Genomic DNA, 18,920 nt, shown 5'->3' with positions numbered 1-18,920 from the left:
TGGACTGACCAAAAACCTGAAATAAAGATGGTACTTCATTCAAACCGGGATGAAGTATCGTCTTTATTTTTTGTATTTTTTTCATAAACGACATGAAACTACATATAGCGAAGAGGGCCTAAAGATGTGGTATACTGAAGAGTATGAATGAAAGCAAAGAGGAGGTGCCTTGGAAGATGAAGGGCAAGCTAGTGCGGACCGAGGGTCACCTTGCCAATATTATACCGATTCACTTGGATGCTTCTTTCTTTTTTGAAAGAGCTGTCCGCTCGCTGGACCGTAATCATGTCGACAAGGCATTGAAATATTTTCGTAAAGCTGTTGAATACGAGCCGGAAAATCCGGTGAATCATTGTAATATGGCGGGTATATTATCTGAAAAAGGGGACTACGAAACCTCCAACGCCATTCTGGCGAATGTGTTGGAAGTGGTCGACCCATCGATGACGGAATGTTATTTCTACATGGCTAACAATTATGCCAACATGGATCAATTTGAGGAAGCCGAGCGTGCACTGGTTACCTATTTGGAGGAAGACACGCAGGGTCAGTTCATGACGGAAGCAGAAGAAATGATGGAGCTTTTGTATTATGAGCTGGATCGACCTGCCAAATTAAATCGAATCAAGTCACGCAAAGGTGTTGTGGAGCATGATCAGGCGCGTGAATTGCTGGAAGAGGGCAAGTTCGCCCAAGCTGCAGAGCTGCTTGAGGACATGTCACCCGATTATCCGGATTATCTGGCTGCCCGTAACAATCTGGCTCTTGCGTATTATTATATGGGACTGTTCTCCAAAGCAAAAGAGACCATCGCTGAAGTGTTGGAACAGGAACCGGGCAATCTGCACGCACTCTGTAATCTGGCGATCTTCTATCAGAATGAGAATCGGACGGACCAAGTGCTGCTATTGATCCAAAAACTGCGTGTGATCGTGCCATACCAGCACGAACAGGTGTACAAGCTGGCTACGACGATGGGAATTCTAGGCCAGCATGATGCAGCCTATCTTCATTTCCGCCGGTTGCTCAAGGTAGAGGAGACAGCTGCTGATCCAGCCCTTGCGCATTACGCAGCAGTGGCGGCATACAACACGGAACGCTATGACATTGCGAAGCGGCTGTGGCATCATGTGAACAAACTTGATCCTGGTTCAGAGGTGTCTCGTTATTACCTGGAAGGCCTCGAAGCGGTACTTCAAGGGCTACAGGAGCCGAACAAGTTAAGCTACCATTACCACCTTCCTTTTGATGAGCAGTTCCAGCAATGGGAGGATTATGGCAACGGCATTCCGGAAGAGATGAAAAATGATCCATTGATTCGTTCGTCTTTCTTCTGGGCGCTGCGACATGGTGATCAGGCAACCAAGCTGCAAGTTATTCATGCGCTTGGCATGATTGGTGATTACGAAGTACAGCAGGCGCTGCAACTTTTTATGGATGAACCTGGCGAAGAACCTGCTTTAGTCAAGGCGGCACAGGATATTTTACATGATCTTCAGATGGCTGAGCGCCTTGAACCTGAATCTAAAGTATCCCGCCCCTTTACTTCGGAGGCTCTGAAATCCATTCATAAGAATGGCAAAACGGAGATCACGGAGAAGTTGGAAACAGGAAAGGTGCCCCATTGGCAGGCTGTAGTTGAACGGGCTCTGCAAATGTCTGAGGCGAGAACTGAACTGCAGCAGGAGATGGAACGAATCTGGATGGATTACGTCTCCAGGGTACGCCCGGATCTTTCTGGTTCCAAACAGATTGAAGGATGGGCTGCTGGACTGGAGTATCTGGCTTCGAAAAACCGCAGCCGGCCAGTGACGTATCAAAGCATTGCTGAACGTTATGGCATATCTGCATCTACTGTCAGCAAATATGCAAGACAGCTCAATCAAATCTGCAGCGCAACTCCGCCAAATGGTTAATTCCACTCACATCCAAGCCTTGTAAAACGTTGTAACCAAGTTTGCAAGCATGCTCGTCTTGAGGAGAAGGATACATTAACCGTAAAAACGGGTAAACTTAACGAATAGGTCTCAAAATGCCTGTAGGATATCATCTTGGCAAGTTATTCGCGACCATTACACATCTCAACCTGATGAAGGAGGCTGTATCTAATATGTCTAAATACAGAACGATTGTGATCGGAACCGGACCTGCGGGTCTGACAGCAGCGATATATCTGGCTCGTGCAAATCTGAATCCGCTGGTGATTGAAGGTCTACAGCCAGGCGGGCAATTGACAACGACTACAGAAGTTGAGAACTTCCCGGGTTTTCCGCAAGGAATCATGGGTCCGGAACTGATGGACAACATGCGAAAGCAAGCGGAGCGTTTTGGTGCTGAATTCAAGAATGGCTGGGTGGAAGAGGTTGATTTCAGCAAGCAGCCTTTCAAAGTGAGTGTGGGTGGTATTGGTGAGTTGGAAGCAGATTCCATCATTATCTCCACAGGCGCTTCGGCTCGTTATCTCGGCATTCCGGGAGAGCAGGAGAATGTAGGGCGGGGAGTAAGCACATGTGCGACATGTGACGGATTTTTCTTCCGTGGTAAAAAAATCGTTGTGGTGGGTGGCGGCGACTCCGCCATGGAGGAAGCAAGCTTTTTGACTCGTTTTGCCACAGACGTTACGCTGGTTCACCGCCGGGATGAGCTTCGTGCATCTAAGATTATGCAGGATCGTGCTCGCAGCAACGAGAAAGTGAAATGGGCCTTGAATCGAACTCCGCTTGAGGTTGTACCTGAAGCAATGGGTGTCAAAGGGTTGAAGGTGCGCAACAATGAAACCGGTCAGGAAGAACTGCTTGAAGCAGACGGGGTATTCGTTGCCATCGGGCACACACCGAACACCGGATTCCTTGGCAATGCAATTACGCTGGATGAGCATGGTTATGTTGTAGTTAAGCCGGGTACAACAGAGACGAATATTCCGGGTGTGTTTGCTTGTGGAGATGTCCAGGATACAAAATATCGTCAGGCGATCACAGCGGCAGGATCGGGATGTATGGCAGCGATGGATTGTGAAAAGTTCCTGGAGGGAAGCATCGTGCACGATTGGAGCGAAACGCTGGATAAGTAACAAACATGACAGCTCTCTGGATTGAAATAAATTGGTTATAAGAGACAACGGGAAGTCTCGTAAACTGAGAGAAGCCGGAGGGCTTCTCTTTTTTTGAAACTATGGTGGGCATGATTTCGTATACATAAGGGGTATATTAGCTGTGAGGTGAAGAAGTTGGGGGAAATGATAAAGGATTGGTTGCATAATGCAACAGTTAGGCGTTTCTTGATCTTGCTGTTGTTCTGTTTAATTTTGTTCAGTATGGGAAGTATGCTTCACATGATTTTGCTGTTGTTCCTGGTGACCTACGTCATGAACAGGCTGCAGCATCTCATTACCAAAGGTTTAAATCGCTTTTTTCCAGTCGACTATAAAGTCGTGGTCATTCTACTGTATATCATTGTGATTGCCGGAATTGTGCTCGGTATATCCAGGTATTCACCACGGATTGTGGATCAGGTTGTACAGTTGACGAATGAAATCATGAAATTTCTCGACACAGCCGATGGCGATAATTTTGCCTCTAAGATCGCAGGATACCTGCAGTCTTTTGACATTAAAAATTATACGAACGAAGCGCTGAAATACATTTTTGCCTTTAGTAAATGGCTGGAATTCATCCTGCTCGTTATTATTTTGAGTCTGTTCTTCCTGTTGCAGAAAAAAGAAATTTATAAATTCACGTCCAAATTTAAAACAAGTAAAATCGGTTGGTTCTATAATGAAGTGGCATACCTGGGCGACAAATTTGTATCTTCTTTTGGTAAAGTAATTGAAGCGCAGTTGTTAATTGCCGTATTTAATACGGTGCTGACGATGCTCGGATTGTGGATCTTAGGATACCCTTATCTGTTCGCATTAACGATTATGGTCTTCCTGCTCAGTCTGGTGCCTGTAGCGGGGGTTATGATCTCCCTTGTGCCGCTCTGTCTGATCGGGTATCAAATGGGCGGAATGCAGATGAGTATCATCGTGATTATTTTGATCATTGTAATTCATGCGTTGGAAACCTATTTCCTGAATCCAAAACTGATGGCACACAAGACCAAATTGCCGATGTTCTACACCTTTATCGTGCTGATTCTGTCGCAACATTTTCTCGGAATCTGGGGCTTGATCATTGGTATTCCAATCTTTGTTTTCATGCTGGATATTCTGGATGTTAATAAGATGGAGAAGACCGATGAGCCTGTACGCGTAGAGTCGAAGCTTTAGTTAGTGTCTGGCTGAGTGAATGGGTGGAAATTGAAAAGACGTCTCCAGTGCTTCGCTGGAAGGCGTTTTTTTGCTATACCCTCACCTGAGGTGAGGGGTATCGTGAGTGATTAGTAAACATTGTCATGAAGTTCAGATGACCATTGTCATTTTGTATGAATGGAACGAGTGCTGATGAAATATCATGAGTTGAGGCTTCCCTTTCTAATAGGGAAGGAGGAAACGTAGTGTTTCAATAGATTATAAGGAGGATGTATACGTATTCAAAATGGTGTGTGATGTCGTTCACAACCCTGCCAAAGCATGGTGTGCGTGAGGTCTTCTCGTCTTGACCCCGGCGTATCCTTCAATTATAGTTGGTACGTAGGACTTAAACTATTATAGATAGATAAAGGTGGCTTGCAGCATGTCTGAGAAAATCTACGTTGGGGTCGATCTCGGCGGAACAGCAATCAAGGTCGGTATATGTGATGATCAAGGTCAGCTTATGCATACGTATGAAGGGCCGACGGAAGTAGATCAGGGCGTTGACACCGTTATCGCCAACATCGAGAAGTATGTCCGTCATATTGTTGCCGAATCGCCATACAGCTGGGAACAGCTTGAAGGTGTCGGTGCAGGAGTTGCCGGGTTCACCAATGTACGCGAAGGTATTATTGTTCATGCTCCTAACATTGGATTTCGGAATGTAGCCATTCGTTCGGTTCTTGAAGAACGTCTGGGCAAGCCTGTTAAAATAGATAATGATGCAAACGTTGCTGCACTCGGTGAAGCTTGGGCTGGAGCCGGCAAGGGTGTAGACAATTGTATATGCTTCACACTCGGTACAGGTGTTGGCGGTGGTCTCATCCTGAATGGTAGAATTTATCAAGGTTTTTCAGGTATGGCAGGGGAGCTGGGTCACATCAGTGTGGTACCTGATCTGGAAGCGATCAAGTGCGGATGTGGTAAAATGGGATGTGTAGAGACAGTATCATCTGCAACAGGTATCATACGTATGGCGAAGGATGCCGTTGAGCGTGGGGACCATACGTCACTTGCACTGGTAGACAAAATTGCTGCCAAGGAAGTATTTGATGCGGCCAAAGCAGGCGATGAAGTTGCACTGCGGATTGTAAATCGCGCAGCGTACTATTTGGGCAAATCCATGGCAACCGTAGCAGCTGTGTTGAATCCGGAGTTGTTCATTGTTGGCGGTGGTGTATCCAAGGCAGGTGACTTCCTGTTTGATGAAATTCGCACCGTATTCGCTCAATTGACTCCGGAACCGCTGCAGCAGGGCGTCCAGATTCTAGAAGCTACGCTGGGTAATGATGCAGGTATTGTAGGTGCAGCAGGTCTCCTCTTGCGTTCGTAGTAACCTCGTAACACGATAATCCGACAGCAATATGATAAGGAGGGGACATTTATGCTTGACGGTGAGGGATCACCAGGCACAGGCGCCACGCTCATTATCATTACGGGCATGTCCGGAGCGGGTAAAACGATAGCTGTGCAGAGCCTGGAGGATCTGGGTTTTTTCTGTGTAGACAATTTACCACCTGTTTTAATTCCCAAATTCGCAGAGTTGATCGAACAGTCCAATGGTAAGATCGGCAAGGTAGCGCTGGTCATCGATCTGCGAGGACGTGAATTTTTTACGGCATTGTCCGAGTCTTTGAATTATATTAAGGATCATTTTACCATTCATTGCGAAATTTTATTTCTGGATGCGACAGATTCTGTGCTGGTACAGCGTTACAAAGAGAGTAGACGCAGACATCCGCTGGCTCCGGAAGGGATGCCGCTCGATGGCATTAAGCTGGAGCGCAAGATGCTGGAAGAACTCAAAAATTCAGCAACGCAGGTGCTGAATACCAGTACGATGAAGCCGGCTCAATTGAAAGAGCGCATCATCTCAAGGTTCTCCCACTTGGAGACCCAGATGTTGTCGGTGAATATAACGTCTTTCGGATTCAAATACGGTATTCCGATTGATGCGGATCTCGTATTCGATGTTCGTTTTTTACCGAATCCGCATTATATTGATCATTTGCGGCCGAATACAGGACAAAATAGTGAAGTGTACGAATATGTAATGAAATGGCCGGAAACGCAAGCGTTTCTGACCAAACTGCTGGATATGCTGCATTTTCTGATTCCGCAATACCGGAAGGAAGGCAAAAGCCAGGTTATCATTGGAATCGGCTGTACCGGGGGCAAGCATCGTTCGGTAGCAATATCGGAATATTTGGGCAAAATGCTGGGAAGCAGTGAGACTGAAGCCGTTACCGTAAGCCATCGCGACGCTGACCGGGATCGTCATTGAAGAGGGTGAAGGGATGAAAGAGGCCGGACCACGGAGAGAACGTCCGAGAATCGTTGTAATGGGCGGTGGAACCGGATTATCCGTGATGTTGCGTGGTTTAAAAGAAAAGCCGATGGATATCACGGCCATCGTTACGGTTGCCGATGACGGTGGGAGTTCAGGCATCCTGCGTAGTGAGTTGCAAATGCCGCCTCCCGGCGACATTCGTAACGTACTTACCGCGCTGGCGGATGTGGAACCACTGCTTTCAGACATGTTAAAATATCGTTTCAATACAGGGGCGGGGCTTGCAGGCCACAGCCTGGGCAATCTGATATTGGCTGCGATGACGGATATATCAGGCGACTTTGTGACTGCTGTGCGGGAACTTAGCCGCGTGTTTGCCGTTAGAGGTCAGGTGCTTCCGGCAGCGGGTCAGGCTGTTGTGTTACATGCCGAGATGGAGGATGGGTCGATTATAACAGGCGAGTCCAAAATCCCTGAGGCAGGTGGGCGCATTAAACGTGTTTTCCTTGAACCGGATCACGTGGAGCCGTTGCCAGAAGCTGTAGAAGCGATACGCCAGGCGGATGCGATTCTGATTGGTCCAGGCAGTCTATATACCAGTATCCTTCCTAATCTGCTTGTACCCAAACTGGCAGAAGCTGTTGTCGAAACGGAAGCAGTGAAGATGTTTATCTGTAACGTTATGACACAGCCAGGTGAAACCGATAATTATACGGTGAGTGATCATCTTAAAGCGGTTCACGAGCATATCGGTCATCAGCTCTTTGACTACGTGATTGTTAATAATGGTGATATTCCGTTGCAAGTGCAGAATAAATATGCGGAAAAAGGAGCAAAGCCAGTTGTGCTCGATATGAATGTGCTGAAAAGCTCAGGTTATCAGGTTGTCGCAGATACCCTTGTTTTGTTCAAAACCTACCTGCGCCATGATGCCGACAAGCTCAGTCATCATATTTATCAGCTGGTTCAAAATTGGATGTTACGGAAGAGGTGAAGTCCCATGTCATTTGCAGCACAGACCAAAAAAGAATTAACGATGATTGAAAGTGAAGCGTGCTGCGAACAGGCGGAACTTTCAGCCCTCATCCGTATGCTGGGTTCGGTGCAGTTATCGAATAAAAAAGTCATCTTGGATATTTCGACAGAGAATGCTGCCATTGCAAGAAGGGCATACTCTCTGCTTAAAAAACATTTTCAAGTGCATACGGAATTGTTGGTTCGCAAAAAAATGCGGCTGAAAAAGAACAATGTGTACATTGTTCGTGTTCCGTCTATGGTTCAGGAGATCCTAAAGGAGTTACACATCGTCTCCGAAGGATTTTTGTTTACTCCTGGCATTAATGCAGAGCTACTGGAGAAGAACTGCTGTAAGCGAGCATATCTTCGCGGTGCGTTCTTGGCGGGAGGATCGGTTAATAATCCGGAGGGTTCCTCATATCATCTGGAGATTGCGTCCATGTATGAGGAGCATTGTCAGGCACTGGTAGACCTAGCGAATGAATTTCATCTCAATGCCCGGTGTATAGAAAGGAAAAAAGGATTCATCCTATACATTAAGGAAGGTGAGAAAATCATTGAGCTGCTTAGTATCATTGGTGCTCACCAGGCCCTGTTTAAGTTCGAAGACGTACGAATTATGCGGGATATGCGTAACTCCGTCAATCGGATCGTCAATTGTGAGACAGCTAATCTGAACAAAACGATTGGGGCCGCGGTCAGACAAATCGACAATATCCGTCTGCTGCAAAGGGAAGTAGGCCTGGAGTCTCTTCCGGATAAGCTGCGTGAGGTGGCCGAGGTAAGGCTTGCTCATCCAGATATCAATCTAAAGGAAGTTGGCGAGTTGCTGAAAGGCACAGTGAGCAAATCAGGCGTAAACCATCGCCTTCGGAAAATTGATGAGCTGGCTGAGAAAGTGCGTGCGGAACGTTAGGTTAATCGTTCGAATGAAGGGTCTAAGTTGTGGATTTAGGCTACTTAATCAGGGTAGCCTGGATGGTTCAGGGCAGAAGAAGAGGGAGCTTTGGCGTTCGTTTTCTACTCGTAGAAGCAGGCTATGTTTTTTCTTCTAGTGTCCAGCACGGGTTAATGGTATAATGTTGTATAAATATAATTGTGTATTTAATGTCCAGATTTCATAATAGGGGGTAAGTTTCTATGACAAAGCACCCGGTAGTTGTCCGTTTGAAAACGGGTCTCCATGCCAGACCTGCAGCACTGTTCGTTCAAGAAGCGAATAAGTACTCATCTGAAGTGTTCGTCGAGAAGGACGATAAAAAAGTAAACGCTAAAAGTATCATGGGAATCATGAGCCTTGCAATTAGCACCGGTACGGAAATCCAGATCAGTGCAGAAGGCGCGGATGCCGATCAGGCTGTAAACGCTTTAGTTAGTCTGGTGAGCAAGGAAGAGCTTGAGAATCAATAAAAGTGAATCCGCATTAATGATTAAAGAAGTCCCGCAAGGGGCTTTTTTGCGTTTCGTATAAATTTTATATATTCGGAGCCGTCAAGTGCAACATTATGGAATTTGTCCCGTCTGTTAAGGTATCAAATCGCTTCAAGTTTGAGAAGTTAACATATGAGGAGGTTATTCGTAATGCGTAAACAATGGATGAAACCGATTGGTGCAGTGTTGGTGGCGAGTTCTTTGCTCGTTGGAGGTACAGCTTGGGTTACGCCAGGAAACTATGCTTATGCCGCAGAGGTTCAGGGAGTACAGCAAAATGTAATTAATGTCGTTGGTAAAGGTGAGATTCAGGTGAAACCGGATATCGCCTATCTATCTATTGGTGTGAACAGTACAGCCGAAACCGCAGCATCCGCTCAAAAGGCCAATGCGGCGAAAATTCAAAAAGTCACCAATTTGCTGAAAAACACATGGAAGATCAGTGCAGACGATATCCAAACCAGTCAATTCTATGTGCAACCAAACTACACGTATAGTGAAAAAGATGGAGAGAAAATTAAAGGGTATACAGCACATCATACATTGACGGTGACATACCGCGATATGAACAAGATTGGTGAATTGCTGGATGCAGCATCCCAGGCAGGTGCCAACAATATCGAAAATGTACGTTTCACAGTAGAGAATCCGGAGAAATACGAATCCGAGGTTATTGCTAAGGCAGTAGCTAATGCTGATGTAAAAGCCGGAGCAATTGCCAAAGCAGTTAAGCGCCAGCTTGGAACTGTTCTTTCGGTGAGTCAACCAGATGCTAATGTTCCTGTGTTCTATGCGAATGAAGCTCTAATGGCGAAAGCAACAAGTGATTCGAATGCAGGTACACAGATTGAAGCGGGTCAGGTTAAAGTCAGTACTGTTCTCAATATCACGTATGAGATGAAATAAGAGATTCTGCTTGGTAGAGACCTAAAATGATTAAATATCAAGAATTTAAAATAATGACAAAAAACACTGTCGTTCAGGCAGTGTTTTTTTGTTGCACATGCTGGCTTTGAGGAAGTGAGGGCTATAAAATTTCAGTGTTACTTATTGAAAAGGAGACGGAATCATGTCGTTTTTGTAGCATTTTTCTTGACAAAACGTTCATTTTCTACAGTTTTTATCGTACGATTTTCATCAACATTGTAACTGGAGCTGTAAACCTTTCCGAAAACGGGTTAATTATAATAAAGAGGTAAGCGTATGGCCAATGCAATCTAATTCAATTTACATACGCAATAAACCTGATGGAATAGTAGAGAGGAGTTTTATATATGAAAACATGGAAAAAGTGGACGAGTGCATTATTGGCAGCAGGTGTAATTATGGGAGGCAGCACAGCTTGGGTGGATCAATCGGTTCAAGCCGCTTCCGTAACTTCCAAAGTGACTACACCCGCTGAGGTGACGCTGAAATCAGGCGGTAAAACGATGACGCAAAAAGGTTTGCTCCAAGGTGGGTCGACTTGGGTGTCGCTGACAGCGGTCAAAGATGTAGCAGGCGGTACACTGAAATATGATGCTAAAACCAAGTCATATACGGTAACAGCAGCGAGCAATGCAATGACCATCAGCCTGACGGATGGACAGCCAAACGTCTACATTAACGGTTATTACCCTCAGGTGGAAGCCAAATTGATTCAGGGGCGATTGTACATTCCGTTCTCTGCAATGAGAGACTATTTGGGTGTGCAAGGTAGCTGGGATGCCAAAACAAAAACGCTAACCCTGAGCAAAGTGAAACAAAATAATGTGCAGGTGAAATCGACAAAAGCCAATGTAACTGTTAAAAATGCTGAGGTGGATGTGCAATATCCGCAAGTGAGCGGACTGGCGAGCAAAGAGGCCGAAGCGGCGATTAACAAAGTGCTCAAAGATGAAGTAGACACCGCTGTTGCTGCTTTCAAAAAACAAACGTCTGAATTCGGTGGAGCAACTGCAAAACGCCCGTATGCGTTCGAAGCTTCGTATGTGGTGACTTACAATGAGAACGGCGTACTGGGTCTGATCACTCAACGTTATGAGGACTATGCTGGAGCACATGGCATGACTTCTCGCTCCGGTCATACGTTTGCTCTCGACACAGGCAAAGAGCTTACACTGGATGATGTAATTGCAAACAGCAAGTCGATGCGTGAAACGATCAGCAAAAAGGTTGGCGAGCAATTGAAAGCGAACACGGGATACCTGAGCGGTTACAAAGGTCTGAATAAAGACCAGGATTTCTACGTGACGCCAACAGGTGCAGTTGTATTCTTCCAGTTGTATGAGTACACAGCGTATGCCGAAGGTTTCCCTGAAATCAAATTCACGTATAAGGAAATTCTGCCTAAGGGCACAGCGCCGTTTAGCAACGTAACTTCTGACAAGTAAGTTCGTCTGGGTTAAATTAAATCAAGAGCACTTATATCATTCTTCTCGTGAAAAAATAATAAACAAGAAGTCCCCGTCAAAGTAAGATGACGGGGACTTCTTGTTATGCAGGCAACACACCCCACTGACGGGTGTGAACTTGCCTGTTTGCTTGAAAATAACACAAGGCGGGCTCACCTATATATCGGTGAAGCCCGCCCTGCGATGATTCCGCTAGCCACCAGGCAGCAGTTTAGATGCCTTGAGCGCCTACGTTTTGGATTACTTTATCGATGATACCGTAATCGGCTGCTTCAGCAGCACTCATGAAGTAGTCACGATCTGTATCTTTCTCAATACGCTCCAGGGGTTGACCTGTGCGCTCGGAGATGATGCGGTTCAGCGTGTCACGCATTTTCAAAATGCGACGTGCGCGGATTTCGATGTCCGATGCTTGACCTTGTGCACCACCAAGTGGTTGGTGAATCATGATTTCACTGTTAGGCAACGCAAAACGTTTACCTTTTGCACCAGCATTCAGCAGGAATGCACCCATAGAAGCCGCCATACCTACACAGATGGTAGATACATCCGGTTTGATGAATTGCATTGTATCGTAGATCGCCATACCCGCTGTGATAGATCCGCCTGGGCTGTTGATGTATAAGTGAATGTCTTTCTCCGGATCTTCGGCTGCCAAGAACAACATCTGTGCCATGATGGCATTCGCCACAACGTCATTCACGTCGCTACCAAGAAAAATGATACGATCCTTCAGCAATCTGGAATAAATATCATAAGCGCGCTCACCCCGGTTGCTCTGTTCAACGACCATTGGAATATAACTCACGTGAAAAACCTCCTCGGAAATGTAAATGTTAAATGGGTGTTTATATTTAAACTGTTACCGTATTAACCACATAATAAACAATCTCAAACAAAAAGTCAAAGAAAGTCAAACTAACTTTGAAAAAAAAGAAACCTTTTCGGTTTCGTTGGTTAAATGCATTATGAGCTGTTAAAAATAAGTGGCGCGCCCGCCAAGAATCGAACTTGGATCTCAGGCTTCGGAGGCCTACGTCATATCCATTGGACCACGGGCGCACATCATGTGACAGCAATAATGATTATAGCTTATGAACTATTGAATTGCAAGCAGTTGCTTTGGTTAGAGATCGTACGAGTCACGTTAGAGTGAACGCATTGGTTCTTCCGATCTGCATGATTTGAGTTGTTTCACAGGTGGTTTGGAATGGTTCCGAAATGATCATTATAAAGAAGAAGGGATAAAGCTTGTATTTCGGTACATGCTATAAGAGGTTTTGGACATGCCATATGAAAATGAAACAAAGCAACATATAGATACTATTTATGTATCTCTTCTATATATGGTGTGAGATCCGTTGCTTCTTATCTTAACGTGTAGAGGTTGTGAAAACAGGCGCGTATAGATGCCTGCTAACGTATCGACATAGGCAATCGAAACACTTGCATATCGCGTCAGTTTTAGGTAGAATGAATGTGGGACTTAAAAAGTTAACCCGGGACATTTTGAGGCCATGATTGAAGCTTGGAACAAGAAGCTTGCGGGAGTGGAAAGCATGCGAACGATTTTAGAAGTGCAAAAGCAGCTTCTGCCCGATCTCATGGATGTCTTGAAAAAGCGGTATACGATTCTTCACCAGATCATGTTATCGGATGTGATTGGGCGGAGAACGTTAGCTAATTCCATGCAGATGACCGAGCGGGTTCTGAGAGCTGAGACTGATCTGTTAAAGGCTCAGGGACTTATCGAAATTGACAGTGCTGGTATGAAGATCAGTGAGGCAGGGTACAATCTGCTGCAGCAGTTAGAACCTGTCGCGAAAGAGCTGTTTGGATTATCCGAGCTGGAAGAACGAATCAAGCAAGCCTACGGTCTGCAGAAGGTAGTTGTAGTTCCCGGCGATTCGGACGTATCTCCATATGCCAAGCGGGAACTTGGAAGAGCCGGAGCGAAGGCTCTCGGCAGCATCATGAGTGATAACGACGTTGTCGCCGTTACAGGCGGATCAACAACGGCTGGAGTCGCAGAACAACTCACACCACCCACTTCGCTGAAGGGTGTCTGGTTTGTACCAGCGCGCGGCGGACTGGGAGAAAGCCTGGAAATTCAGGCGAATACGATCGCATCCACGATGGCAAAGCGGGCAGGGGCCCAGTATAAACTCCTGCATGTACCGGATTTGCTTAGTGACCATGCCTATGAATCGCTGATCCAGGATCCGGGTGTTCAGGAGATTTTACAGCTGATCAGGCAATCACGCATCGTAATCCATGGCATTGGTGATGCTGTGGAGATGGCGAAGAGACGCAAGCTTGCACCGGAGATCATCGACGAACTTCAGGAGCAGGGGGCCGTATCGGAGTCCTTCGGGTATTATTTCAATGGTCAGGGTGAGGTGGTACATACCATGCTTACACTGGGTATGCGGCTTCAGGATATTGAACGCACCGATGTTGTCATCGGTATTGCGGGTGGCAAAAGCAAGGCAGCTGCCATTCATTCTGTACTGCGATTCGGGCAGGAGGATATTCTGATTATTGATGAGGCAGCGGCCGAGGTCATTGTCGCAGATATGGAATAGTTATCGTTACCAGAGATGAGATCAGTTTTATTTTCAACACAACTCTTGTTGTCTTGACGGACTTCACCGTCTGTCTTGAATATATAGTTTCATAAAAATTAATCAAAACTTGGGAGGAACTTACTCATGATTAAAGTAGGTATTAACGGTTTTGGACGTATTGGACGCTTGGCATTCCGCCGTATTCAAAATGTAGCAGGCATCGAAGTAGTAGCAATCAACGACTTGACTGACGCTAAAATGCTGGCTCATTTGCTCAAATATGACACAACTCAAGGTCGCTTTGATGGCGATGTTGAAGTACACGATGGCTTCTTCAAAGTGAACGGCAAAGAAGTTAAAGTACTTGCTAACCGTAACCCGGAAGAACTTCCTTGGGGCGACCTGGGCGTAGATATCGTTCTGGAATGTACTGGTTTCTTCACAACAAAAGAAGCAGCTGAGAAACACTTGAAAGGTGGAGCTAAGAAAGTTGTTATCTCCGCACCAGCTACTGGCGACATGAAAACCATCGTTTACAACGTAAACCATGAGATTCTTGACGGTACTGAAACTGTAATCTCTGGCGCATCTTGCACAACGAACTGCCTGGCACCTATGGCAAAAACACTGCAAGACAAATTCGGAATCGTTCAAGGTTTGATGACTACAATTCACGCTTACACTGGCGACCAAAACACGTTGGATGCTCCACACCCTAAAGGTGACTTCCGTCGTGCCCGTGCAGCAGCTGAAAACATCATCCCTAACACGACTGGTGCTGCTAAAGCAATTGGTCTGGTAATTCCTGAACTGCAAGGAAAATTGGATGGTGCAGCTCAACGTGTACCAGTAGCTACAGGTTCCCTGACTGAGCTTGTAACTGTTCTGGGCAAAAAAGTTACTGCTGAAGAAGTTAACGCAGTAATGAAAGAAGCTTCCGATCCACAAACTTTCGGATACACTGAAGACGAAATCGTATCTTCCGATATCCAAGGAATCACTTTCGGTTCCCTGTTTGATGCAACTCAAACTAAAGTTCTGACTGTTGGCGACCAACAATTGGTTAAAACTGTAGCTTGGTATGACAACGAAATGTCTTACACAGCTCAATTGGTTCGCACATTGGAGCACTTTGCAAAAATGATCAAGTAATATCTGTAATAACATAGAGCGGAAACAGATTGTTATTGTTTCCGCTCTTTATATATGGATATTTAGTAAATTTCTCATGAACACCAGGACTAACAAGGGATTCAGCTCTTGAAAGGTTCACCAAATACATGGGTGCGGAGGAAATAGAGATGAACAAAAAAAGTGTACGTGATATCGAATTGAATGGAAAACGGGTATTCGTGCGTGTAGATTTCAATGTGCCGCTCGAAGATGGTAAAATTACAGATGACAAACGTATTCGTGCAACACTGCCTACGATCAATTTCCTGATCGAAAAAGGTGCTAAAATCATCTTGGCGAGCCATATGGGACGTCCAAAAGGTGAAGTTGTAGAATCCATGCGTTTGACTCCAGCAGCGGAGCGTTTGTCTGAATTGCTGGGCAAACCGGTTACTAAAGCGGATGATTCCGTTGGAGAAGCGGTTAAAGCTCAAATCGCGGCGATGAACGATGGCGACGTGTTGTTGCTTGAGAACGTTCGTTTCCACGCAGGCGAAGAGAAAAATGATCCGGAACTGGCAAAACAATTCGCTGAACTGGCTGACGTATTCGTTAACGATGCGTTTGGTGCGGCACACAGAGCGCATTCTTCTACAGAAGGTATCGCTCACTTGCTGCCAGCAGTATCCGGTCTGTTGATGGAAAAAGAGCTTGAAGTGTTGGGCAAAGCGATTTCCAACCCTGAGCGTCCTTTCACAGCGATCATCGGTGGTTCCAAAGTAAAAGACAAAATCGATGTGATCGACAACCTGCTGAACATTGCAGACAACGTAATCATCGGTGGCGGTCTGTCCTACACATTCATGAAGGCTCAAGGTTACGAAGTAGGTCAATCCCTGCTGGATGAGTCCAAACTGGATGTAGCACTGGGCTTTATCGAAAAAGCAAAAAAATTGGGTAAAAACTTCTACCTGCCAGTGGATATCGTAATCTCTGACGACTTTAGTGCCAATGCAAACACCAAAATCGTTGAAGTTGGCGACATTCCTGCAGACTGGGAAGGCATCGACATCGGTCCTAAAACACGTGAGATTTATGCTGACGTTGTTAAAAACTCCAAACTGGTTGTATGGAACGGACCAATGGGCGTATTCGAAATTGAGCCATTCTCCCACGGTACTCGTGCAGTAGCAGAAGCTTGTGCTACAACATCTGCATACACCGTAATCGGCGGCGGCGACTCTGCAGCAGCAGCTGAGAAGTTCAAATTGGCTGACAAAATGGATCACATCTCCACAGGTGGCGGTGCATCGCTCGAGTTCATGGAAGGCAAAGTGCTTCCAGGTGTAGTTGCATTAAACGACAAGTAAGCTTTAAGCTATAGCATGAAGGAGTTGAAACCAATGAGAACACCAATTATCGCGGGTAACTGGAAAATGTTCAAAACGGTTTCCGAATCCAATGACTTCATTCAGGAAGTTAAAGGAAAAGCGGAAGTCGCAGGCGTAGAAACAGTAATCTGCGCACCTTTTACAAACTTGCCATCCCTGGTAGAGGCTGTGAAAGGCACTAACATCAAAATCGGTGCACAAAATCTTCACTTCGAAGACAATGGTGCATTCACTGGCGAAATCAGCGGTGTCATGCTGAAAGAACTGGGTGTGGATTACGTAATTATCGGTCACTCGGAGCGCCGTCAATATTTTGCGGAAACCGATGAGACTGTCAATAAAAAGTTGCATGCAGCATTCCGTCACGGACTGACTCCAATCTTCTGCCTTGGTGAAACGCTTGAAGAGCGCGAAGCGAACCAAACAAAAGATGTATGCAAAGTACAAACAGAAGCGGCTTTTGCAGGTCTGTCTGCAGAGCAAGCGGCACAAGTCGTTATCGCTTATGAGCCAATCTGGGCGATTGGTACAGGTAAATCCTCCACATCCCAAGATGCGAATGAAGTTATTGCTTACATCCGTACATTGGTGAAGGATCTGTACAACGAGCAGGTTGCAGATGCAGTTCGTATTCAATACGGCGGCAGCGTTAAACCGGAAAACGTAACAGAATACCTCGGACAAAGCGACATCGACGGCGCACTTGTTGGCGGTGCCAGCTTGCAGCCGGCTTCGTTCATCGCGCTTGTTGAGGGGGCGAAGTAAGATGACAGCTCCAAAACCTGTAGCATTGATCATTATGGATGGCTTCGGTCTACGTAACACGGTGGAAGGCAATGCGGTAGCGCAAGCCAAAAAACCAAACTATGACCGTTACATGAGCCAGTTCCCACATACAACTTTGACTGCTTGCGGTGAAGCTGTAGGTTTGCCAGAAGGCCAAATGGGGAATTCCGAGGTAGGTCACCTGAACATCGGTGCCGGCCGGATCGTATACCAGGATTTGACCCGTATCTCCAAATCGATTCGTGACGGCGAGTTCTATGACAATGAAACACTTGTCAAAGCGGTGCGCGAAGCGAAACAGAGCGGTAAAAAACTTCATCTCTACGGCTTGTTGTCCGATGGTGGCGTACATAGTCACATCGACCACTTGTTCGCGATGCTGGATCTGGCTAAAAAAGAAGAAATGAATGACGTGTATATTCATGCCTTCTTGGATGGCCGTGACGTTATGCCAGACAGTGGTAAAGACTTCATGCAGAAGCTAATCGCTAAAATTGATGAAGTTGGTGTAGGTAAAATTGCAACGGTACAAGGTCGTTATTATGCGATGGACCGTGACAAACGCTGGGAGCGTGTGGAGAAATCCTACCGCGCCATTGTTTACGGCGATGGACCGAAATACACTGATCCTCTCAAAGCAGTTGAAGAATCGTATAATAAATCTATATTTGACGAGTTCGTTGAACCAACGGTCATCGTTAAAGCGGATGGTGAGCCGGTAGGTCTGGTGGAGAGCGGTGATTCCGTCATCTTCCTGAACTTCCGTCCTGACCGTGCAATCCAGTTGTCGCAAGTATTTACGAACTCCGATTTCCGTGGTTTTGAACGTGGACCGAAGTTCCCTGTAGGCTTGCACTTTGTATGCTTGACGTTGTTCAGCGAGACGGTTGAAGGTTATGTGGCTTACTCGCCAAAAAACCTCGACAATACGCTGGGTGAAGTGTTGGTACAGAATAACAAAAAACAACTGCGTATTGCAGAAACAGAGAAATACCCGCACGTAACCTTCTTCTTCAGCGGGGGCCGTGATGTAGAGCTTCCGGGCGAAACTCGCGTGTTGATCAACTCACCTAAAGTTGCAACGTATGACCTGCAACCAGAGATGAGCGCTTATGAAGTAGCCGATGCAGCAGTCCGAGAGATCGAAGCGGATAAACATGATGCAATTATCTTGAACTTTGCTAACCCGGATATGGTTGGACACTCCGGTATGCTGGAGCCAACGATCAAGGCGGTTGAAGTGACGGATGAGTGCATGGGTCGCGTTGTCGATGCGGTACTTGCCAAAGGCGGCGTGGTACTGATCACAGCCGATCACGGTAATGCGGATATGGTGTTTGATGAGCAAGGACGTCCGTTCACAGCTCACACAACAAACCCGGTTCCGTTTATTGTGACTGATCCGAATGTAACCTTGCGTGAAGGTGGAATTCTGGCCGATATCGCGCCAACGATTCTTGACCTGATGCAACTGCCAAAACCGGCAGAGATGACAGGTACTTCCGTTATCGCTACCCGTAAATAAGCTGTACAGCCACCATATATGAAATTGGGAAGTTTGGCGTTTACCCCTGAACGGAGGCAGCAGAAATCGTCTGAAGAAGCGTTAGCTAAAAGCTTTCGAAAGAAAGCTGGCATCGT

The 18,920-nt window shown here is 46.1% G+C and carries 16 protein-coding genes and 1 tRNA gene; 15 read left to right on the top strand and 2 right to left on the bottom strand.

The genetic code is table 11. The annotated features are described in order from the left end of the window. Positions 1-176: 176 nt before the first annotated feature. The 10 genes from ACR8BL_RS15815 (at position 177) to ACR8BL_RS15770 (ending at position 11,401) form a co-directional block, all read left to right on the top strand. Positions 177-1,916 carry a tetratricopeptide repeat protein gene (locus tag ACR8BL_RS15815; RefSeq protein WP_434748521.1) on the top strand — a complete coding sequence of 580 codons (1,740 nt, stop codon included), beginning with the start codon at positions 177-179 and terminating at the stop codon, positions 1,914-1,916. Positions 1,917-2,110: 194 nt separating this feature from the next. Continuing rightward, a complete protein-coding gene (gene trxB / locus ACR8BL_RS15810) occupies positions 2,111-3,070 on the top strand; it encodes a thioredoxin-disulfide reductase (RefSeq protein ID WP_434748520.1) in 960 nt (319 codons plus the stop codon). 165 nt (positions 3,071-3,235) lie between these two features. After that, on the top strand, positions 3,236-4,267 hold the full coding sequence (locus tag ACR8BL_RS15805; protein ID WP_434753141.1) for an AI-2E family transporter: 1,032 nt from the start codon (positions 3,236-3,238) through the stop codon (positions 4,265-4,267). Positions 4,268-4,673: 406 nt separating this feature from the next. Further along, the gene (locus tag ACR8BL_RS15800; RefSeq protein ID WP_434748519.1) at positions 4,674-5,624 is read left to right on the top strand and encodes an ROK family glucokinase; all 951 of its coding nucleotides are present in this window, start codon (positions 4,674-4,676) and stop codon (positions 5,622-5,624) included. Positions 5,625-5,675: 51 nt separating this feature from the next. Further along, on the top strand, positions 5,676-6,575 hold the full coding sequence (rapZ, locus tag ACR8BL_RS15795) for an RNase adapter RapZ (RefSeq protein WP_434748518.1): 900 nt from the start codon (positions 5,676-5,678) through the stop codon (positions 6,573-6,575). Between the two features lie 13 nt (positions 6,576-6,588). Continuing rightward, positions 6,589-7,575: a gluconeogenesis factor YvcK family protein gene (locus ACR8BL_RS15790; RefSeq protein ID WP_434748517.1), complete on the top strand. Its 987-nt coding sequence runs from the start codon at positions 6,589-6,591 to the stop codon at positions 7,573-7,575. Between the two features lie 6 nt (positions 7,576-7,581). Next, positions 7,582-8,514 carry a DNA-binding protein WhiA gene (gene whiA / locus ACR8BL_RS15785; RefSeq protein ID WP_434748516.1) on the top strand — a complete coding sequence of 311 codons (933 nt, stop codon included), beginning with the start codon at positions 7,582-7,584 and terminating at the stop codon, positions 8,512-8,514. Positions 8,515-8,738: 224 nt separating this feature from the next. Then, positions 8,739-9,008 (top strand): HPr family phosphocarrier protein, encoded by a 270-nt coding sequence (locus ACR8BL_RS15780; RefSeq protein ID WP_342553700.1) that lies wholly within the window; start codon positions 8,739-8,741, stop codon positions 9,006-9,008. A gap of 171 nt (positions 9,009-9,179) precedes the next feature. Continuing rightward, positions 9,180-9,935, top strand: coding sequence for an SIMPL domain-containing protein (locus ACR8BL_RS15775; RefSeq protein WP_434748515.1), 756 nt, complete (start codon positions 9,180-9,182; stop codon positions 9,933-9,935). Positions 9,936-10,303: 368 nt separating this feature from the next. Beyond that, complete coding sequence (locus ACR8BL_RS15770) at positions 10,304-11,401, top strand: stalk domain-containing protein (protein WP_434748514.1); 1,098 nt, start codon at positions 10,304-10,306, stop codon at positions 11,399-11,401. A gap of 232 nt (positions 11,402-11,633) precedes the next feature. On the opposite strand, the gene clpP is transcribed toward ACR8BL_RS15770, so the two are convergent. Together clpP and ACR8BL_RS15760 are read right to left on the bottom strand one after the other, a co-directional pair. Beyond that, complete coding sequence (gene clpP, locus ACR8BL_RS15765; protein WP_434748513.1) at positions 11,634-12,230, bottom strand: ATP-dependent Clp endopeptidase proteolytic subunit ClpP; 597 nt, start codon at positions 12,228-12,230, stop codon at positions 11,634-11,636. A gap of 179 nt (positions 12,231-12,409) precedes the next feature. Further along, positions 12,410-12,484: transfer RNA gene (locus ACR8BL_RS15760), tRNA-Arg, on the bottom strand. A gap of 497 nt (positions 12,485-12,981) precedes the next feature. On the opposite strand from ACR8BL_RS15760, the gene ACR8BL_RS15755 reads away from it, so the two are divergent. The 5 genes from ACR8BL_RS15755 to gpmI all read left to right on the top strand — a co-directional run bounded on the left by ACR8BL_RS15755 (position 12,982) and on the right by gpmI (position 18,804). Then, the gene (locus ACR8BL_RS15755; RefSeq protein ID WP_434748512.1) at positions 12,982-14,007 is read left to right on the top strand and encodes a sugar-binding transcriptional regulator; all 1,026 of its coding nucleotides are present in this window, start codon (positions 12,982-12,984) and stop codon (positions 14,005-14,007) included. 126 nt (positions 14,008-14,133) lie between these two features. Next, a complete protein-coding gene (gene gap, locus ACR8BL_RS15750; protein WP_062837744.1) occupies positions 14,134-15,141 on the top strand; it encodes a type I glyceraldehyde-3-phosphate dehydrogenase in 1,008 nt (335 codons plus the stop codon). Positions 15,142-15,290: 149 nt separating this feature from the next. Beyond that, a complete protein-coding gene (locus ACR8BL_RS15745; RefSeq protein WP_434748511.1) occupies positions 15,291-16,472 on the top strand; it encodes a phosphoglycerate kinase in 1,182 nt (393 codons plus the stop codon). A gap of 33 nt (positions 16,473-16,505) precedes the next feature. Beyond that, positions 16,506-17,258: a triose-phosphate isomerase gene (tpiA, locus tag ACR8BL_RS15740; RefSeq protein ID WP_434748510.1), complete on the top strand. Its 753-nt coding sequence runs from the start codon at positions 16,506-16,508 to the stop codon at positions 17,256-17,258. A gap of 1 nt (position 17,259) precedes the next feature. Next, complete coding sequence (gene gpmI / locus ACR8BL_RS15735; protein ID WP_434748509.1) at positions 17,260-18,804, top strand: 2,3-bisphosphoglycerate-independent phosphoglycerate mutase; 1,545 nt, start codon at positions 17,260-17,262, stop codon at positions 18,802-18,804. Positions 18,805-18,920: the final 116 nt, after the last annotated feature.

Source organism: Paenibacillus amylolyticus (genome assembly GCF_051136285.1).
In the GTDB taxonomy this organism is placed as follows: Bacteria; Bacillota; Bacilli; order Paenibacillales; family Paenibacillaceae; genus Paenibacillus; species Paenibacillus amylolyticus_F.
The sequence above is the reverse complement of the archived record's forward strand: the minus strand, read 5'-3'. Positions and strand labels throughout refer to the sequence as shown.